Consider the following 17,729-nt stretch of genomic DNA (forward strand, 5'->3'; position numbering starts at 1 on the left):
GGCCGGCGTTGAACGGAGAGGTCGATCTCGTCGTCCATGCCGGCGACGTGTTCGATCGGTCGTCGGTCCCAAAGACGTTGGCGTACCAGGCGTACGAGCCGCTCAAGCGTGTCGCGGATGGCGGTGTGCCGGTGTTCATCGTCCCCGGCAATCACGAACGTTCGCGCTTGCCGCACGCCCGCTTTGCGTCGCACGCCGGCATTCATGTGTTCGATCGTCCGCGCACATTCGTCGCTCGGGTTCGCGGCCGAGCCGTGGCGTTGTCCGGTTTTCCGTACGAGCGGGAGAACGTGCGCGCGTGTTTCAGTGCGTTGCTCGAGCAGACGGAGTGGCGTCGAGAGCGAGACGCATTGCGCGTATTGTGCATGCATCATTGCGTCGAGGGCGCGACTGTCGGTCCCGGCGACTTCACGTTCACGACCTCGTCGGACGTGATTCGGGCGCGAGAGATTCCGGGTGATTTCCGCGTTGCGCTGTCAGGGCACATCCATCGGCATCAGGTGCTGACGACGGATCTCAAGCGTCGTGAGCTCGGCGTGCCGGTGCTCTATCCGGGTTCCATCGAGCGAACGTCGTTCGCCGAAGCGGATGAGGCGAAAGGGTTCATGGTGGTACACGTCGGCGAGGGCGCGCGCGATGTGCGTTGGGAGTTTCGGCGTCTGCCGGCGAGGCCGATGGTGCAGCACGAGCTCGATGCGAATGCGATCGACGCTCAGGCGATGGAGGCGTCGATTCGCGCGGTGATCGCGGAGTCTCCCGCGGACGCGGTTCTGTCGGTACGCGTCTCGGGATCACTCACCGACTCACACTGGTGTGCGCTGTCGTCGGCGCGTCTTCGTGCCATCGTGCCGAGATCAATGAACCTTGCCATTAGGCCGGTCGAAGGGTTCGATCGCCGCGTGCGTTCTGCGCCGAGATCGTCGGGCAGTGGAATCCAACCGGGGCTATTCGACTGAACCCGGCCGGGGACGGTCGCGATCCGCTCGGCGTTAAGCGGCGACCTCGACGTAGCCCGCGGAGGTCGTTGGCTTTGGGATCGGCAATCCGGCGGCGCGCATCTCTTTCAGGTGACCCTCGACGGCGTCGCGCATGTTCGATTCGACCTCGTCGGTCGTACGCCCAGTGGAAACGCAACCCGGAAGGTCGGGAGAGTACGCCGAGAATCCCGTTTCGGTCGGCTCGATCAGAATGACGTAACGGCTCACGTTGGACCCCGCTTCGATCGGCCAGGCGGTTCGAGTCCGGTCTGTTTGTAGATGCTGCGAACCGTGCCAGGGGAAAGATCGTCGTTGCCGGTTCCGGGCACGGTGACAACGCCAGTTTTCGTTGGATGTTTGTAATGATGATGGCTGCCCCGAGTCCGTACAAGGCGCCAGCCGTCACGCAACAGCATCGCAACCACGTCTCGGCCTTTCACCCCGCCACGATGCGGGTGAACGCTGAAGCGAGCCGCACCGTTTCATCGCCACTCTACCCCTTTGGGTTGCCGCCCGGGGGCAGCGGCACATATTGCGCGAGTCCTTCCCCTGTAACTGCAGAGGATGTCCCTATGAGTCCGGCGTTCGCTTCTCGCCACGTCGCGTGCATCGCGACGCTGGTCATCGCTCCCAACCTCGCTGCGCAGCAGACGGCGCCCAGCGACCTCACGGCAAAGATCGATCGCGTCTTCGATCGCTTCACGCGAACGACCCCCGGCTGCGGCGTCGGACTGGCGAAGGATGGACGGCCGCTCTACGTACACGCGTACGGCTCGTCGAATCTCGAGTACGACGTGCCGAACACCGAGAACACGGTGTTCGAGAGCGGCTCGGTCGCGAAGCAGTTCACGGCGAGCGCGATGCTCATGTTGGTCGCCGACGGCAAGGTCTCACTCGACGACGACATTCGAAAGTATCTGCCGGAGGTGCCGTCGTTCGGCGGACAGACGATCAGGATCCGCAACCTGCTGACGCACACGAGCGGTCTGCGCGACCAGTGGGGCCTGCTCGGGATCGAGGGGCGCGGGCCGGGGACGCAGGTGCACTCCCTCGCCACCACGCTCGACCTCGTCGCGCATCAGAAGATGCTCAACTTTCCACCGGAGACCGATTACCTCTACAGCAACACCGGCTACGCGCTGGCCGCACTGATCATCGAGCGCGTGAGCGGCAAGTCGCTCCAGGATTTCACGCAGGAGCGTCTCTTCAAGCCGCTCGGCATGACGCATACCCAGTGGCGCGACGATTTCACGCGCGTGGTCCCGAATCGGGCGACGGCATACAACGGATCCGAAGCCACCGGATTTCATCAGGACATGCCGTTCACCGACATGATCGGCAACGGCGGTGTGCTCAGCACGATGGGCGATCTATTGAAGTGGAACGAGAATTTGGATCATCCGGTGGTCGGCGGCCCCCGGTACGTCGACGCGATGCAGACCCAGATGCGGCTCACGAACGGACGCGTGCTCTCGTACGCGTTGGGTCTCGAGGTCGTGGACTATCAAGGTGTGCGCGAAGTCGGTCACGGCGGATCGACGGCGGGCTATCGAACGTTCCTCGCGCGCTACCCCGAGCAGCACGTATCGGCCGCCGTGTGGTGCAACGCGGCGTACGCGAATCCAACCGTGCTGCTTCATCAGGTCGTGGATCTCGTACTGGTCAAATCGGCGTCCGCCGCGCAGCAGGCTGTCGCGCAGAAGGTCGAATCGTCGTCGCCGGAGCTACTGACGAGGTGGGCCGGCATGTACCGAGATCCGCACACCGACCAAACGGTCACCGTATCCGTCGCCAACGGGACGCTAGCCACGGGCGGACGAGGCGGCGGGCCATGGATGTCGCTCGGCTCAGATCACTTTCGCGCGTCGATGGGTGACGTCACGATGAGCGGCGCGGCCGGCAAACGCTCGTTGCGTCTCATTCGCGCGGACAACGACACGAATCGTTACGAGGAGGTTCGTCCAGCGACTTCGCCGCGTCTCGAGGACTACGTCGGCACGTACACGAGCGACGAGCTCGATATTGTGCTCACGGTTGCCGTGAAGGACGGGAAGCTCGTGCTGCGGCGGCGGCCGGCGGACGAGTTCGAGTTGCGGCCCGTCTACACGGATGATTTTCAGGCCGGCGGTGGACTCGGGACGATTCGCTTCTCGCGCGGAGCAGACGGAAAAGTCAGCAGACTGGCGTTTTTCGCGGGAAGGGTGCTCGACGTGCGGTTCAAGCGAATCAAGTAGAAGGCGAGCGTTTCAAGAGTGCTGACTTCCTTGGAGCGGTGACTTCCCAAAGGCGCTAGAGATGTCGGCGCCGTTGGGAAGTCGTCGCAGTAACAAACTCAGGTAATCGGCCCAACCACCACATCACACAAGCCGCTCTGCCGAATCGGATTTCCCGGAATGACTGGGTTCCCCGGGATTACCGGATTTCCCGGAATGCCGCGTGGACCCCAAGCGGAGCCGTCGAGGAACCCGCCGATGAGCGTCGGCGAGTTGTCGGGGGCGGCGCCCTGGAACAACACCTGGAAGGACGTCGGCGACCCGACGATCTGCGACGCGAGATCGTTGGTCATGCGCACCGTGCCCGTGATGTCGAACTCCGGGCAGATCGATGGCGGCGTCGCCGTTTGAGGATTGAACGACGCTACGAGAAACGGCGGAATGTCGATCGCGAAGGGAACGCTGTAGATCCCGCCATCACCGTATGTCGCTCCGCCGGCGTTCTTGATCGTGCCGCACAGCGCGACGTCCGTGTATCCGTCCGGGGCAGACGCTGGTGAAGCGGCACAGGGATCGCCCGGGGTGAAGTTCACCTTCAGCTGAACTGAACCCCACTGGAGGGCCGGGTAGTTCGGCGCGGTTCGGAGCTGCGAGGTCAACACGGTCTGGCCGCTGATCGACCTTGCCGCGACGCCTGGCGAGCGCAGAGCGGTCGAAGCCGTCGGCTCGGCGCAGGCGGAAAGCGAAATCGCGGCGAGGGCAAGGACTCTACGGGTGGACAAGTGGAGAGGTGAACGGGTTGACGGTCTGACCGACGCACTTCGGGTGGATCGAGCGAACATCGGGAATCTCCGATTGGTGAGGAACGGGTAGTCTGATTCCCCTGCGTCAACGCGGCGGCAGGTAGCGTCAATTCGTTGCAGCGCCGCCACCTAGGCATCCCGATCTAGTGGGAGTACGCCAGGTGCCGTACTCTATGGAAGAGATGGCCGTCCACCGGTCCACCTGTTCGTCCGCACGATGACGCTCACAGTCGACAATTCACCACCTGCGGCGCCGGAGTGGGCGGACAGGGGACGCTTCCGACTCGTCACGCTCGGGCAACTCGCGCTCGTCCGACCCGACGGCTCGCTCGAGACGTCGCTCGGCGCCGGCGGACGAAAGCTCGCCTTCCTCGCGTACGTCGCGCTCGCCGATCGGCCGCTGACGCGCGACCACTTAGTCGAAGTCTTCTGGGGCGACCGCGACGACGACCGTGCGCGCCACTCGCTGCGCGAAGCGACGTCGCACGTGCGGCGCGTACTCGGGGCGCAATCGATCCCGCGCGGCCTAGCGACGATCACTCTCTGCGACGACGCTCCGCTCGACGTCGATCTGAACCATCTACTCGCGGTCGCGAAGGCGGGCGATCATGGCGCCGTGCTCGCGGCCGCGAACGGTCCGTTTCTCGACGGCGTGCATCTCAACGATTCCCGGCGCTTCGACGAGTGGTTGGCGCGCGAACGGGCGCGCGCTGACCGACTGGTTGTCGACGCGTGCCGCGCCGAATCCGAACGGCTGGAGCGTGAAGGTGACATCGTCCGATGGGCCGAGGTCGCGGCGCGTTGGCTGGCGACTTCGCCACTCCAGCGGGACGCGGCGCTCTCGCTGCTCCGTGCGCGCTCCGCTTCGGGCACGCGCGACGCAATTGCCCGAGCGCTCGACGATTACCGCCGTTTTGTCGAAGGACTCGCGCGCGACTACGACGCGACGCCCGACGCCGAGGTCGCGCGCTTCGCATCTTCGCTCGGTGAACGACTCTCGGCGACTACCGCGACGGTCGGTAGAGTAGAATCTCGCGACGAGCAATCGACTGCGCCGGCGCCAGAACAACCTCGCCGCCGATGGCACGCGCGCACATCGTCACTCATCGCGGCCTCGACCTTCGTGCTCGCGGCGGGCCTCGTCGGGTGGAAAGTGGCCGGAACGCGCACCGATCCGTCGGCGCGCGCGCTCGTCGCGGTGACGTCGATCAAGAGCCTCAACGCGGACACGGCGGACGCGTGGCTCGAGTCCGGCGTCTCGCAGATGCTCTCGATGGCACTCGCGCGCGCGGGGACGGACGTCGTGTCGCCGGAGCGCGTGCGCGCCGCAGGCCAGAGCGACGGGGCGGCGGCGCGCCTCGGAGCATCGCTGCAGGTGAGCGGTGGTATCACGCACGGGGCCGGCCAATACGTGCTCGATCTCACGCTTCGAGGCACGGGAACCGCCGAACGCTCACCGCGCGCGCAGTTCACCGTTTCGGCGCCGGACTTGGTTTCCGTTGTGGACCAGGCGACGGCGCGCGTCGCCGCCGCATTGGATGCGCCGGCCGCCGGGCCAAAGCTGGAAGACGTCGAGACGCGCAGCGTCGTCGCGTACCGATCGTTCGTCGAAGGACTGCAGCGACGCGCGGAAGGCAGAGACAAGGACGCGATCGCGGCCTTCGACGCGGCGATCGCGGCGGATTCGGAGTTCGTGAGCGCGGTGCTCGAGCGGCTGCTCACGTCGAACGAGAACACCGAGGCGAACGGCCGGTTGCGCGTGCTCGCGCGACGCCTCGAGTCGCGCGCGCCGGAGTTCGACCGCATGGCGTTGGAGTCGCTCGACGCGTTCTACGCCGGCGACGCCGCGCGATCGGAATCCGTGGCTCGGCAACTCGTCGCCCGGTATCCGCGCGATCCTCGCGGCTACGATCGCCTGATCACAATTCTCTCGTTGCACGGGCGGCTCGCCGAAACGGAGGAGGTCGTGCGCGGACGCCTGGCGCTCGACTCGCTGGCGGCGCGGGCGCGTGGCGGTGCGTGCGGACTCTGCGCCGGGTACGCCGGGCTGGCGTTGCTGCGGCTCATGGACGGCGCCGTGCCCGATGCGGTCGCCGCCGCGCGACGCGCAGTAACGTTGCAGCCGCAGCATCCCGAAGCGTGGACCGTACTTGCCGTGGCACTCTCGGCCGCCGGCAGATTCGACGAAGCGATCCGGGCGCAGTCGCGGGCCGCGGAGTTGGCGCCGACGGATATCAGCTACGCAGCGGCGCTCGTCCGTCGCCAAATCGAAGCTCGACACTATGACGCCGCCGACAGCGCGATCCGCGCATGGCGCAAGAGTGCGGTGCCGGATCGAGTGCGCGCGTCCACGGATCTGCAGGCGACCCTATTGCGCGAGCGCGGCCGCTATCGCGAGGCGGCGACCGTGCTGGAAGAACTGATGCGCACCGACTCTGACAACGGCGCGATGACACTCGTCCTCGGTAACACGTACGGGGTGCTGGGGTTGGCGCGCGATGCCGAACGGACCTTTGAAACGAGCGGCACACATTCGCCGATCGTGTCCGAACCGGAAGGTGGATTCTCCACGTTCACCGGCGAAGCGGCACGCGCGTTCGCCTGGCCGCACGCCTTGCTCGCCGACGCCCTCTACCTCGCGGGCTCGTCGGACACACTGCGTCTCGCAGCGCTCGCCGACTCGGTGCGAGTCGTCGGATCGCGCAGCTACTACGCGCGCGATTGGCGTTTGTACCACCACGTCCGCGGGCTCATCGCCATGAAAGGCACGCGCTGGGCCGAAGCCGAGCGCGAGTTCGCCGACGCGGAGTTCACGGGTTCGGGTTGGACGAGAACGAACGTGGAGCTGGCGCGCGCGCAACTGGCGCAGCACCGACCGACGGACGCGATCGCGACACTCCGACTCGCGTATCAGGCGTCGCTGGACGGGATGGGTCGGTATGCGCCGAGGAGCGAAATGGATCTTCTCATGGCGCAGGCTTTTGCCGCGGCCGGACACCGAGACAGCGCGTCGGCCTATGCGGCGTTCGTGCACCGCGCGTGGACCGACGCGGATCCGGCAGTGCAGAGCAGAATGAAACAGCTGCCGTAACACGGCACGTACTAAACACCGAGCGTACGGGGCGAAGCGGCTTAAAGGGGATCGCCGCGCCGTTCAGGACGACGCCACGTACGCCACCGTGAGCAGAAACGCCGCGCCGCCCGTAGACCGCGCCGAGTGCTCCACACCGGCAGCGAAGATCAGCACGTCGCCGGCTGTCAGCGTGTACTCCTGATCGAGCGCGACGAAGGTCACGTCGCCCTGCACGACCTGAATCGACACCGGATGCTCGGTACGGTGGGCGGGCAAGATTCCGCCGGCCGCGAGGCCCATGATGGTGAGTCGGAGCGGTCCATCCTTCACGAGCGTCCGCGCGCTCCGGCCGTGGGCCATCAGGAGCGTTTGGTCGATCGACATGACGTCTGAGCGGAGGTGCTGAACGAGCACGTCGCCGGTGATGGTGCGGTGCATCGATGACATGGTGTGGTGAGCCCTGGTGTTCCTGTACGGTCGTCCTGTATTGTCGTTCTGTATCAGAATATTGCTATCGACGCTAAGAAAACAGGCAACCGACCTCGAGCGGTTCGGTTCGGCTTGACGTGCCGCGGTTCGACGCCGCAACGTCAAGCCAACCTGTTCCGGTGGGCTACATATGAAGGTCCCCTCCCGAGCGCTTGCGACGATCGCGATCCTGTCGAGCGCCATCCTGACCGCCTGCGACTCGTCCACTCCGACGACCCCGCGCGCGGCACCGGCCGATCAGCCCTCGCGCATCATCTTTGGGACCGTCGACGGCAACGCGCATCCGGCCGTCGGACTGCTCGTCATGGATGTGGCCGGACAGCCGGCCTTTCGCTGCTCGGGGACATTCCTCTCGCCGACCGTCTTCTTGACCGCCGGGCACTGCGTCGGCGAACCCGGAGAGTTCAGCGGGATGCGTGTCTTCACCGAGTCCGACGTGGAGCACGGCAACAACAACTATCCGTTCGCGGGACCGAACACGATCGAAGCGTCGTCGTGGCACGCGCATCCGCTCTTCACCGAAGCGACCTTCATCCTGCACGACGTCGGCGTCGTCATTCTTTCGGCGCCATTCAATCTGCCGGCGAACAAGTACGGCGTGTTGCCGGCGGTCAATCAGCTCGACGCCCTGCACAATGGCGCGAACACGACCTTCACCACGGTCGGGTACGGCGTGCAGAAATTCAATCCGGCGCAAGTCGTTGAGCTCAAGATCCGCGAGAGTGCTCAAGTGCACCTCACCGCGATCAATACGCCGGTGGTCGGGCACATTCTGCTGATCCTGTCGAACAACGCCGACGGCGGCGGTTCGTGCTTTGGCGATTCGGGCGGACCGAACTACCTCGGCACCAGCAACGTCATCGCGGCAACCACATCGTCCGGCAGAAGCCCCAACTGCGGCGGCGACGGTGTCGTGTTTCGACTGGATCAGCAGGACGTGATCAACTTCGTAAGCGGATTTCTGAAGTAATCACGCGCCGCGCCGGCATTCGCTAGTCACGCGCCGAGCCGAGAGACGCGGCGGGCCGGCATTCGTTCGTCACGCGCCGAGGCGACCGAGGTCGTCCGCGGAGGACGGCCCCACCCCGAGCCGCGCCCGCGGGAGTCGGTCACCGCGGCGGCTTCGCAGGGATCGACTCGAGCAGGCGCTTGAAGTGCCGCTGCGCCACGTACGGCGCGTACGGTGGGTACCGCGTGAGCATGGCCGGGAAGTACCCGAGCGACGTTCCTCCCGCCGAACCCGACGGCCCGGCGATGCAACGGTCGAGCTGCGGGTACATGGCGGTCGTGTCGCGCAGCAGCGCGAAGGCCTCGGCCAAGGTGCACGACTGAAGCGTGGCGCCGGCGCTGATCGCGGGCAGGTTGTCAAACGCGTGAACAGACGCGTTGGCAGCGGTTACCGCAGAGCGGTTTCCGATCGCGGCGGACGTGATGATGCGGCCCATCAAGACGTACCAGTCGCCGAGCGGGTGTCCGGGGAGAGGAGCGGCCTCGCTGATGCGATTGGCGCGCTGAAACAGTTCACGCGCGCGGGCCGAGTCAGATCGCTCGAGGAACGCCAACCCCTGTGCATATAGAATGGTCACGGAATCGATGCGCGGTTGCGCGAGCGCGATGCGCGCGAGATCGATATGTACGAGGCTGTCGCGAGCGGCGCGTGGGCCGAAGAGCAGCGCCGGGATGAGCCACGCGGACGGCCGACCGTTGACGGCGAGCGAGGCGTTGTAGTGCCGAAGCACCGCGTCGCTGTCGCCGGTGGCCGCGGCGATGAATTCGTTCAGATACACGAACCCTATGTTGTCGCGGTCGATGGCGATCGCGCGCGCCGTGACGCTCCGGGCATCATCGACACGCCGCATCATCACCGCGCTCTGAGCGGCGTTCTGGAGAATCTCGAGATTCCGAGGGGCGACTCGAATGGCTCGCTCGAACAGCGGCCACGACTCGAAAGACTTCGCGTCGAACCATAGTTGCTGAATGCCGTTCCCGACCAAAACGAACGGATTGTTCGGAGCCACCTCCAACGCGCGCTTGAGGGTCCGCGTGGCGGTGGAGTCGCTCTCGCCTCTGAGTTGGCCCATGAGGGCCTCGGCGAGGAGTGTGTTGGCGTCGTTCGGCGCTCGCCGTTTCATATAATCGACGACGCGCTGTATCGAGTCGACCGGCGGAGCGTCGCCGCTCGCAACGGCGAGGGTGAACGAGTAGTCGAGCCAACGCGCTCGCGCCAAGAGAAATCCGGGATCCAGCTTGGCCGCCTCCGCCATGTACTCGGCCGCGCGCACCGTGCCCGCCGAGCTGACGGTGTGTTCGTACGCCGAGATGCCGCGAAGGTAGGCGTCGAACGCTGCGGCATTCTCAGTGGGACGCTCGGCGAGTGTCGCGCGGTCTTGCGGCGTGAGCGCGACGTCGAGTGCTTCGGCGACGCTCGTCGCGACCTGGCGCTGCACGTCGAATGGATTGGAGGCCGGCGTGAACGGAATGGGATCGCTGTGCCAACGCGACGTGCCATCGGACACGTTCACGAGATTGACCGTGAGCTCGGCGCGCTTCTCGGCGGCGGAAAGATCCCAGCGCACCGCGCCGCGCAACACAAACTCGGCGCCGAGCGCGGCGCCCATTTCTTTTGCGGTCGTCGCCTTTTTGGCGACCGACGCCGCGCTCTGGTGATCGATCACGCGCAGCGTCGGAACGCTGGCGAGTCGATCGCTGATCGCGGCGGCGAGACCGTCGACGAAGTAGCGCGTCGAATCCGGGCCCTCGTTGTCGAGCGGGAGTACGGCGAGCACTGGAGTGCGCACTGTCGCCAACCCACCTCGGCGCGCCGCATAAGCCCCCGCGAGCAGCAACGCGAGTCCGGCGATTGCACCGATCACGACTCTCCGCTGACCAGGCGCGGGACTGACAGTGGCGGCGGATCCAGTGGTGATTGGAATCGAATCCAACTCTCGAGCGATCGACTCGGCGTCAGCTGGCCTCTCGGCCGGGTCCTTCTCCAGACAGCGCATCACGAGCCGAGCGAGCTCGGGTGGAACGTCCGGACGAACCGTATCTATGGAAGTAGGCTGTTGGTGGACGTGCGCGGCGACCAATAGGGCCGAGGTCATGCCCTTGAAAGGCGTGGCGCCGGCGAGGAGCTCGTAGGCAACACAGCCGAACGCGTAGATGTCGGCGCGCGCGTCAATCGCGGCGTCGCCGACGGCTTGCTCCGGGGACATGTACGCCGGAGTGCCGAGTGCGAGGCCAGTCTCGGTGAGGTTTTGCGAACGATCGGCCGCGGCCGCGGTGGCGAGTGCTTTGGCGACGCCGAAGTCGGTGATGGACGCGGCGTCGCCGGTGAGCAACACGTTCTCGGGCTTGATGTCGCGGTGGACGATCCCGTTGGCGTGAGCTGCTCCCAAGGCCGAGACGATCTGGCGGAGCACTCTCACCGTTTCCGCAATCGAGAGCGGCGCGCGGGTCATGCGCGCGCGGAGAGTCTCGCCGTCCACGAACGGCATGACGTAATACGGCCGCCCGCCCGCGTCGCCGGCGCTCAAAAGCGGGACGATGTGCGGATGGGCGAGCTTTGCGGCGAGCGCGATCTCGCGCTGGAATCGCTCGACGCTTACCGAATGGGCGATCTCGTCGGGGAGGACTTTGATGACCACGCGTCGGCCGAGCGCGAGCTCTTCGGCGACGAACACGCGCGACATGCCACCCCCGCCGAGCTCGCGCTCGATGCGAAAGCGGCCGGCTAGTGCTGACTCGAGGTCCTGGTCCACGCGGCTGAACATGCGCGCGCAACATCCCCGCGCGCAACGCGACACGCGTCCAGCCGGCATTCGCTCGTCACGCGCCGCGCCGCCACGCGCGGAGCCGGCATTCGTTCGTCACGCGACGAGCCGCCCGAGGTCTTCCGGGCGACCAGCGCAATATTGCCGACACTGCCCGGCAATATATTGCCTCGGCTCGCCCTCCACACCTCGGGCCGTCTCGTCGCTGCCTCCGGGTGCGGGCGACTCAGCGCGTCGGCTGATCGTGGGGCGCGCGCCGCGGTCGTGGTGCGCGCTCGACGCGGAGCTCCACGCGCATGCCCGCGCGCGCCAGAAATCGGATCAGCATCTCGAGCGAGAAGCGCGCTAGGCGCCCGCGGCGCAGATCGGCGATGCGGAAGCGATCGGTGCCGAGTAGTGAGCCGAGGTCGTCGCCGTTGCCGTAGCGGAGGCAGTCGGCGAGGTGTGCGCGCGCCTGCTCTTTGAGCGCCGAGATCGGGTCATCGTAGGGCGACATTCCGCACGATACGCGTGCCAACCGGCGCGCGCGCAACCACCCGCACGCACCGGCGCGCACGCTGTCGCAGTTCTCGGCCAGAGAGTGGCGAGGGGTGGGGCTGTCCGGAGCGGAGCCGAGGAAATATTGCCGGGCAGTGTCGGCAATACTTCACTGGTCCGCGGAGGACAGCCCCACCCCGAGTCTCGCACCGAACGGTCCGCGGAGGACAGTCCCGCACCGAGTATCGCACACGGGAGCTAGCCGGTCTCGCAGCGCGGCTCGTACATTAGCGCCTCCCTACGCGACGCCGGAAATCGTGTCGAACGACGACGTTCTCACGCGACTGACAACTGCGCTCGCCGACCGCTATCGCATCGATCGCGAGCTCGGCGCGGGCGGCATGGCGACTGTCTTCCGTGCCCATGACCTCCGGCACGACCGCGATGTCGCCATCAAGGTTCTGCACCCGGACCTCGGCGCCGCGCTCGGCGGCGAGCGGTTTCTGACCGAGATCCGCACCACCGCCCGGCTGCAGCATCCGCACATCCTGCCACTGCTCGACTCCGGAAGCGCCGACGGTCTGCTGTACTACGTGATGCCGCTCGTCACGGGCGAGACCCTGCGCGCCCGCCTCGGGCGCGAGAAGCAGCTGCCGGCGGATGACGCGGTTCGGATCGCGAGCGAGGTCGCCGACGCGCTCGGGTACGCGCACGAGCTGGGCGTGATTCACCGGGACATCAAGCCCGAGAACATTCTGCTCCAGGGCGGCCACGCCACCGTCGCCGACTTCGGGATCGCGCTCGCCGTGCAGCAGGCGGGCGGTCAGCGCATGACGCAAACGGGCTTGAGCCTCGGCACACCGCAGTACATGAGTCCCGAGCAGGCGACGGGCGAGCGGACGATCGACGCGCGGAGCGATCTCTATGCGCTCGCCGCGGTCACGTACGAGATGCTCGTCGGCGAGCCGCCGTTCACGGGACCGACGGTGCAGGCAATTCTGTCGCGCGTCATGACCGAAGAGCCGCGCCCGATCGTCTCGCAGCGCAAGTCGATCCCCGATCACATCGAATACGCCGTCATGCGCGGACTCGAGAAGCTTCCCGCCGACCGGTGGGGCTCGGCGCGCGAGTTCGTCGCGGCGTTGAGCGCGACCGGGGGAGCGCCGCAGGCAAGCATGAGCGCGGCGCGCGCTCGAGGAACGACGCCGGTCACGATTTCTTGGCGCGCACGGATGCGAGATCCGCTCGTGCTCACGCTCGCCGCGCTCACCTTCGTCAGCGTCGGTTTCGCCGGCTGGTCGCGCCGCAACACGCGGCCGAGCGACGCCGGGGAGGTCGTGCGATTCACCATCCCCGCGCTTCAGAGCCAGCAGGCGAACTCGCTCGGTCTGACCACGCTCGCGATATCGCCCAACGGTCGCACGCTCGTGTACATGGCCCTCGGCGACGACCACAAACAGTGGTTGATGGTTCGCAACCTCGACGACATCACGCCGCACGCGCTTCCGGATACATACGACGCTGTCAATCCGGCCTTCTCACCGGACGGCAAATGGGTGGCGTTCGTACGGGCCAATCAAATCTTCAAGGTTGCGCTCGACGGCAGCCGTCCACAGCTCCTCGGCGCGGCGCCAGCCACGTTCACGGGAATGAGCTGGTCGTCTGCCGGCGAGATCGTCGTCTCCGGCAACGTGGCGGTGTTCACGATCCCGGAGACGGGAGGCGACGCGCGCGAGCTGATGAAGCCGGACCACGCGTTGGGCGAATCCTATCAGGATGTACCGGTGGTGGTGGACGACGCGAACGCCGTCCTCTATTCGAGCTGGGCGCGCGGATCAATCGCCAGCGCGAAGATCGCGATGGCCTCTCTGAAAACCGGCGAGCGCGTGGTGTTCGACCTTCCCGGCGTCCACCCGCTTGGCATCGTCGACGGCGTTCTCACGTACGTGACGGTGGGCGGCGTCATCATGGGCGTGCCGATCGACGTGCACCGAAAAAAGATCACGGGCACGCCCGTGCAACTCGTGAGCGACGTCGCGATCGACAACACCACCGGCATCGCACGCGCGGCGATCGCCCGCAATGGCACGCTCTTCTATCAGAGCGGCACGCAGTCGTCGCAGGTGGTGACGGTCGGCGCCGACGGCACAGCGCACACCTTGCTCCCCGACGCGCGCCCATACGCGTTCCCCAGACTCTCGCCCGACGGAAAACGACTGGCGATCGGCATCGGCGACGCCGGCCGCCGAGACGTGTGGCTTCTCGAGGTGAGCTCACAGACGATGACTCGGCTCACGACTGAAGGCGCGTCGAACGACCGCCCCGAGTGGACTCCGGACGGCAAGAGCGTTCTCTATCGCTCCGACCGCGGCGCGCGCTCGGCGATCTGGTCGCGCTCAGTCGATCTCAGCTCTGACGCAATCCCATTGGTCGCGGGCTCCAAAATCGACGTGTACGAGGGCGTGATGACGCCCGATATGCACAACGTGATCTACCAGCTCGACACGACCGGCGCCGATATCTTCTATAGAACACTCCCCGACACGACGCCGCACCTCGTCTCGGCCAGCGCCAAGGCCATCGAGACCATGCCGCGCATCTCACCCGACGGCCGCTGGGTCGCGTTCACGACGGACGAATCGGGGCGCGTCGAAGTCGTTGTGCAGCCGTTCCCCGGACCGGGCGGCCGAGTGCAGGTGTCGGCGAACGGCGGCACCGAGCCCGTGTGGTCGCGCGACGGTCACAAGTTGTTCTATCGCGGTGATGGTCACCTCATGGCCGCGCGCATCGCGCCAGGGAGCGGGTTCGTCGTGGCGGGACGGGATACGTTGTTCGCCGACACCTACCAGTTCGCGGCGAACCCGCACGCGAACTACGACGTCATGGCCGACGGGCGTTTCGTGTTTCTCAAGTCCGCGAGCGAGGGCAGCATGATCGTCGTGTCCAACTGGAGCTCCGTCGTCCGCGCACGCATGGCCACGCGATAGAGGTACCTTTCGTCTCCGCCCATTCCCCCGTCCCTCCGGACCGCCGCCGATGGCGACCCTCGACGAACTAAACGCAGGTCTGGCCGGCCATTACGTGGTCGAGCGCGAGATAGGCGCGGGCGGGATGGCGACGGTGTACCTCGCGCGCGACGTGCGGCACGAGCGGCAGGTGGCCATCAAGGTCCTTCGCGAGGACCTCTCCGCCTCCCTGGGCAAGGAACGGTTCCTCCGCGAAATCAAAGTGGCGGCCGCGCTGCAACATCCGCACGTGCTGCCCCTCTTCGATTCCGGCGACGCGAACGGGCTGCTTTTCTACGTCATGCCGTTCGTCGACGGGATGTCGCTGCGAGACCGGCTCGTCAAAGAGGGAGAGCTGCCGGTGACCGACGCGGCGCGGATTCTCCGCGACGTCGCCGACGCGCTCTCCGAAGCGCACAAGCACGGCGTCGTCCATCGCGACCTCAAGCCGGAGAACGTGATGCTGCGCGGGCGTCACGCGCTCGTCACTGACTTCGGCGTGGCCAAGGCGTTGAGCGAGGCGACGGGACGCAATTCGCTCACGTCGGTCGGCATCGCGCTCGGAACGCCGACCTACATGGCGCCGGAGCAGGCGGTGGCCGACCCACACGTCGATCAGCGTGCCGACATCTACGCGTTCGGCGTGATGGCGTACGAGCTGCTCACCGGGCGCCCGCCGTTCACGGGCATGACGCCGCAGCAAGTTCTCGCAGCGCATGTGACGAGCGTCGTCGAGCCGGTGACCGCGCGCCGTCCGTCGATCCCGCCGGTTCTCGCGACACTCATAATGAAGTGCCTCGAGAAGAAGCCGGCCGACCGGTGGCAGAGCGCCGACGAGCTCGTGCCGATGCTCGAATCGGTGCTCACGCCGAGTGGCGGACTGACGCCCACGGAGACGCGGCCGTTGAACGCCACGGCAGTCCCAACGCCGGAGGTTCCGCCCCCCGCCGCGCGCACCAAGAATCGCGTCCCGACAATTGCGGCCGCCGTGGTCATCCTTTTGCTCGCGGCGAGCGCTTATCTATGGAAGTCGCGCGCGCCGGGCGCCGCGGCGAACGACACGTCGATCGCGATCCTCCCGTTCGAGGACATCTCGGGCGACACGGCCAATCGCGCATTCATCCTCGGCATGCACGGCGAGATCGTCACGCAGATGACGAAGCTCCCCGGCGTGCAAGTCGCGTCGCGCCAATCGTCGAGCGGATACCTCGGCAGCCGGAAAACATCTCAGACGATCGCGAAAGAGCTTGGCGTTTCTCGCATCCTCACCGGCACGCTGCAGCGCGCGGGCGGGCAGGTCCACGTCCAGGCTGCGTTGGAGGATGCGTCGAACGGACACGAGCTGTGGGCCGACTCGTACAATCAGGAGCTGACGACGGCGAACCTGTTCGCCATCGAAGCGGAGGTGGCGCGCCGAGTGGCGGCCGCGTTGAGCGTTACGCTCTCGGATGCCGCGGTAGCGGAAATCTCCAAGCCGCCGACGCGGAGTCTCGAAGCGCTCGACCTGTATCATCGCGGCGAGCTCGCCTGGATCGACCGCGGCACGGCGAAGCGGGACTCACTGTCGGTGCGGCTTCTTTCCCGGGCCGTGTCTCTCGACTCGGACTTCGCGCAAGCGTGGGCCTCGTTGTCTCGGGCGCACAGCTGGTTACTGCGGGAAGGTTTGTCGTTCGACTCCCTGCCTGCGCGACGCGCGCTCGATCGTGCGATTGCGCTGGCGCCACAGTCGATCGACACGCGAATCGCATCCGCCTACTACGCATACTACGCCTCGGGCGACTACGCCGGCGCGCTTGCCGAGTTCCGGGAGGCCGAGCGCTCTTCGCCAAAATCGGCTGAACTGGGCAACGCATCCGGTCTGCTCCTCAGGCGACTCGGCCGCTTCGACGAGGCGCTCGCCGCGGTGCTCCACGCGCGCGAGGTGGATCCGCGCGACGTATCGGCGAGGCAGAACCTCGCGGACATGTACTTCGTGCTCGGGCGGTTCGACGAGGCGGGGCAGGCGGCGGACGACGTACTTCGCATCAACTCGACATCGATCTCTGGCATGACGTACCAGTTCGCTGCGCGTTTGGCGAAGGGGGACACGTCCGGCGCCGTGGCCTCCGTCGCACAACTGCGGGGTTCGCTGGATGCCAGGGACCTGGCGTGGTTCGACGCCGAGCTCGCGCTTTGGCGTCACGACCTCGCTGGCGCGATGGCGGGATTTCGCGCGTCTGACTTCGGGTTCGCCAACGCGGACGGCAACATCACCGGCGACCCCACGCAAAGCAAATTCGCCGCGTACGCCGTGATCGCGCGACTTTCCGGCGATCGATCGGCGGCTCGACTTTTTGCCGACTCCGCCGTCACGGTTGGCGCGATGGTCCGCCAGAGCGCGGAGCGCCGGCCTCGCGATGCGTTCGGCATTGGCGCGACCGCCGACATGTCTTCGGCGCTCGCACTGGCGGCGGCCGGCGAATCGGCGAGAGCCGTGGCTCTCGGTGAGTCGGCGCTGGCGCGCTACAACACGAAGAACGACGCGATGGAAGGATCGTCGATGAACCGAACGATGGCGATCGTCTATGAGTTGGCCGGCCGGCCGCACGACGCAGTCGCGCAACTCAAGATCGCGCTCGGCGTGCCGATCACGGTCACGATCGCGGAGCTGCGATCGTCGGCGGTGTGGGATCCTCTGAGGAACGACGCGGAGTTCAAGGCACTCCTGGCGAGTCGGTAGATCCCGTTGGGGATATAGTGATCACGCGACGATAGAGTCTTCGGCGCCGAGCGTGCAAGCAAGCATGGCAGGTAGCCCGCGCGCCGGCGGCGATGAATCATCCGCTGGCGAGGGTTGACTGCCTTGTTCGCGGCGACCAATGGACTGCGCTGGCGCTCGACACGCGTCGCGTCGGAGCTAGCCGGTATTGCCTCGCGACT

Annotated in this window: 12 protein-coding genes; 6 read left to right on the plus strand and 6 right to left on the minus strand. The window is 66.5% G+C overall.

What is annotated here, in order from left to right; all coding sequences use genetic code 11:
• Positions 1-956 (plus strand): metallophosphoesterase (locus VGQ44_20135; protein ID HEV8449148.1); only part of this gene is annotated, 956 nt, incomplete at its 5' end.
• A gap of 33 nt (positions 957-989) precedes the next feature.
• Here VGQ44_20135 and VGQ44_20140 read toward each other — a convergent pair.
• Complete coding sequence (locus VGQ44_20140; GenBank protein ID HEV8449149.1) at positions 990-1,205, minus strand: type II toxin-antitoxin system HicB family antitoxin; 216 nt, start codon at positions 1,203-1,205, stop codon at positions 990-992.
• The gene (locus VGQ44_20145; protein ID HEV8449150.1) at positions 1,202-1,417 is read right to left on the minus strand and encodes a type II toxin-antitoxin system HicA family toxin; all 216 of its coding nucleotides are present in this window, start codon (positions 1,415-1,417) and stop codon (positions 1,202-1,204) included. The genes VGQ44_20140 and VGQ44_20145 overlap by 4 nt, the downstream gene beginning before the upstream one ends.
• Positions 1,418-1,549: 132 nt before the next feature.
• Here VGQ44_20145 and VGQ44_20150 point away from each other — a divergent pair, with 132 nt between their 5' ends.
• Positions 1,550-3,211, plus strand: coding sequence for a serine hydrolase (locus VGQ44_20150; protein ID HEV8449151.1), 1,662 nt, complete (start codon positions 1,550-1,552; stop codon positions 3,209-3,211).
• A gap of 98 nt (positions 3,212-3,309) precedes the next feature.
• Here VGQ44_20150 and VGQ44_20155 read toward each other — a convergent pair whose 3' ends face one another.
• On the minus strand, positions 3,310-3,972 hold the full coding sequence (locus tag VGQ44_20155) for a hypothetical protein (GenBank protein ID HEV8449152.1): 663 nt from the start codon (positions 3,970-3,972) through the stop codon (positions 3,310-3,312).
• Between the two features lie 238 nt (positions 3,973-4,210).
• On the opposite strand from VGQ44_20155, the gene VGQ44_20160 reads away from it, so the two are divergent.
• On the plus strand, positions 4,211-7,084 hold the full coding sequence (locus tag VGQ44_20160) for a tetratricopeptide repeat protein (protein ID HEV8449153.1): 2,874 nt from the start codon (positions 4,211-4,213) through the stop codon (positions 7,082-7,084).
• 63 nt (positions 7,085-7,147) lie between these two features.
• Here VGQ44_20160 and VGQ44_20165 read toward each other — a convergent pair whose 3' ends face one another.
• Entirely contained in the window at positions 7,148-7,504 is a 357-nt protein-coding gene (locus tag VGQ44_20165) for a cupin domain-containing protein (protein HEV8449154.1), read from the minus strand.
• Between the two features lie 181 nt (positions 7,505-7,685).
• Here VGQ44_20165 and VGQ44_20170 point away from each other — a divergent pair, with 181 nt between their 5' ends.
• Positions 7,686-8,525 carry a trypsin-like serine protease gene (locus VGQ44_20170; GenBank protein ID HEV8449155.1) on the plus strand — a complete coding sequence of 280 codons (840 nt, stop codon included), beginning with the start codon at positions 7,686-7,688 and terminating at the stop codon, positions 8,523-8,525.
• Between the two features lie 139 nt (positions 8,526-8,664).
• Here VGQ44_20170 and VGQ44_20175 read toward each other — a convergent pair whose 3' ends face one another.
• Both VGQ44_20175 and VGQ44_20180 read right to left on the minus strand, forming a co-directional pair.
• Positions 8,665-11,328, minus strand: a complete 2,664-nt coding sequence (locus VGQ44_20175) for a protein kinase (protein ID HEV8449156.1) — start codon at positions 11,326-11,328, stop codon at positions 8,665-8,667.
• 226 nt (positions 11,329-11,554) lie between these two features.
• Entirely contained in the window at positions 11,555-11,824 is a 270-nt protein-coding gene (locus tag VGQ44_20180) for an XRE family transcriptional regulator (protein HEV8449157.1), read from the minus strand.
• 298 nt (positions 11,825-12,122) lie between these two features.
• Between VGQ44_20180 and VGQ44_20185 the strand changes: the two genes are divergently transcribed.
• A complete protein-coding gene (locus VGQ44_20185) occupies positions 12,123-14,792 on the plus strand; it encodes a protein kinase (protein HEV8449158.1) in 2,670 nt (889 codons plus the stop codon).
• Positions 14,793-14,841: 49 nt separating this feature from the next.
• Positions 14,842-17,529: a protein kinase gene (locus VGQ44_20190; protein HEV8449159.1), complete on the plus strand. Its 2,688-nt coding sequence runs from the start codon at positions 14,842-14,844 to the stop codon at positions 17,527-17,529.
• Positions 17,530-17,729 lie beyond the last annotated feature (200 nt).

The sequence above is a fragment of the Gemmatimonadaceae bacterium genome, from assembly GCA_036003045.1.
In the GTDB taxonomy this organism is placed as follows: domain Bacteria; phylum Gemmatimonadota; class Gemmatimonadetes; order Gemmatimonadales; family Gemmatimonadaceae; genus JAQBQB01.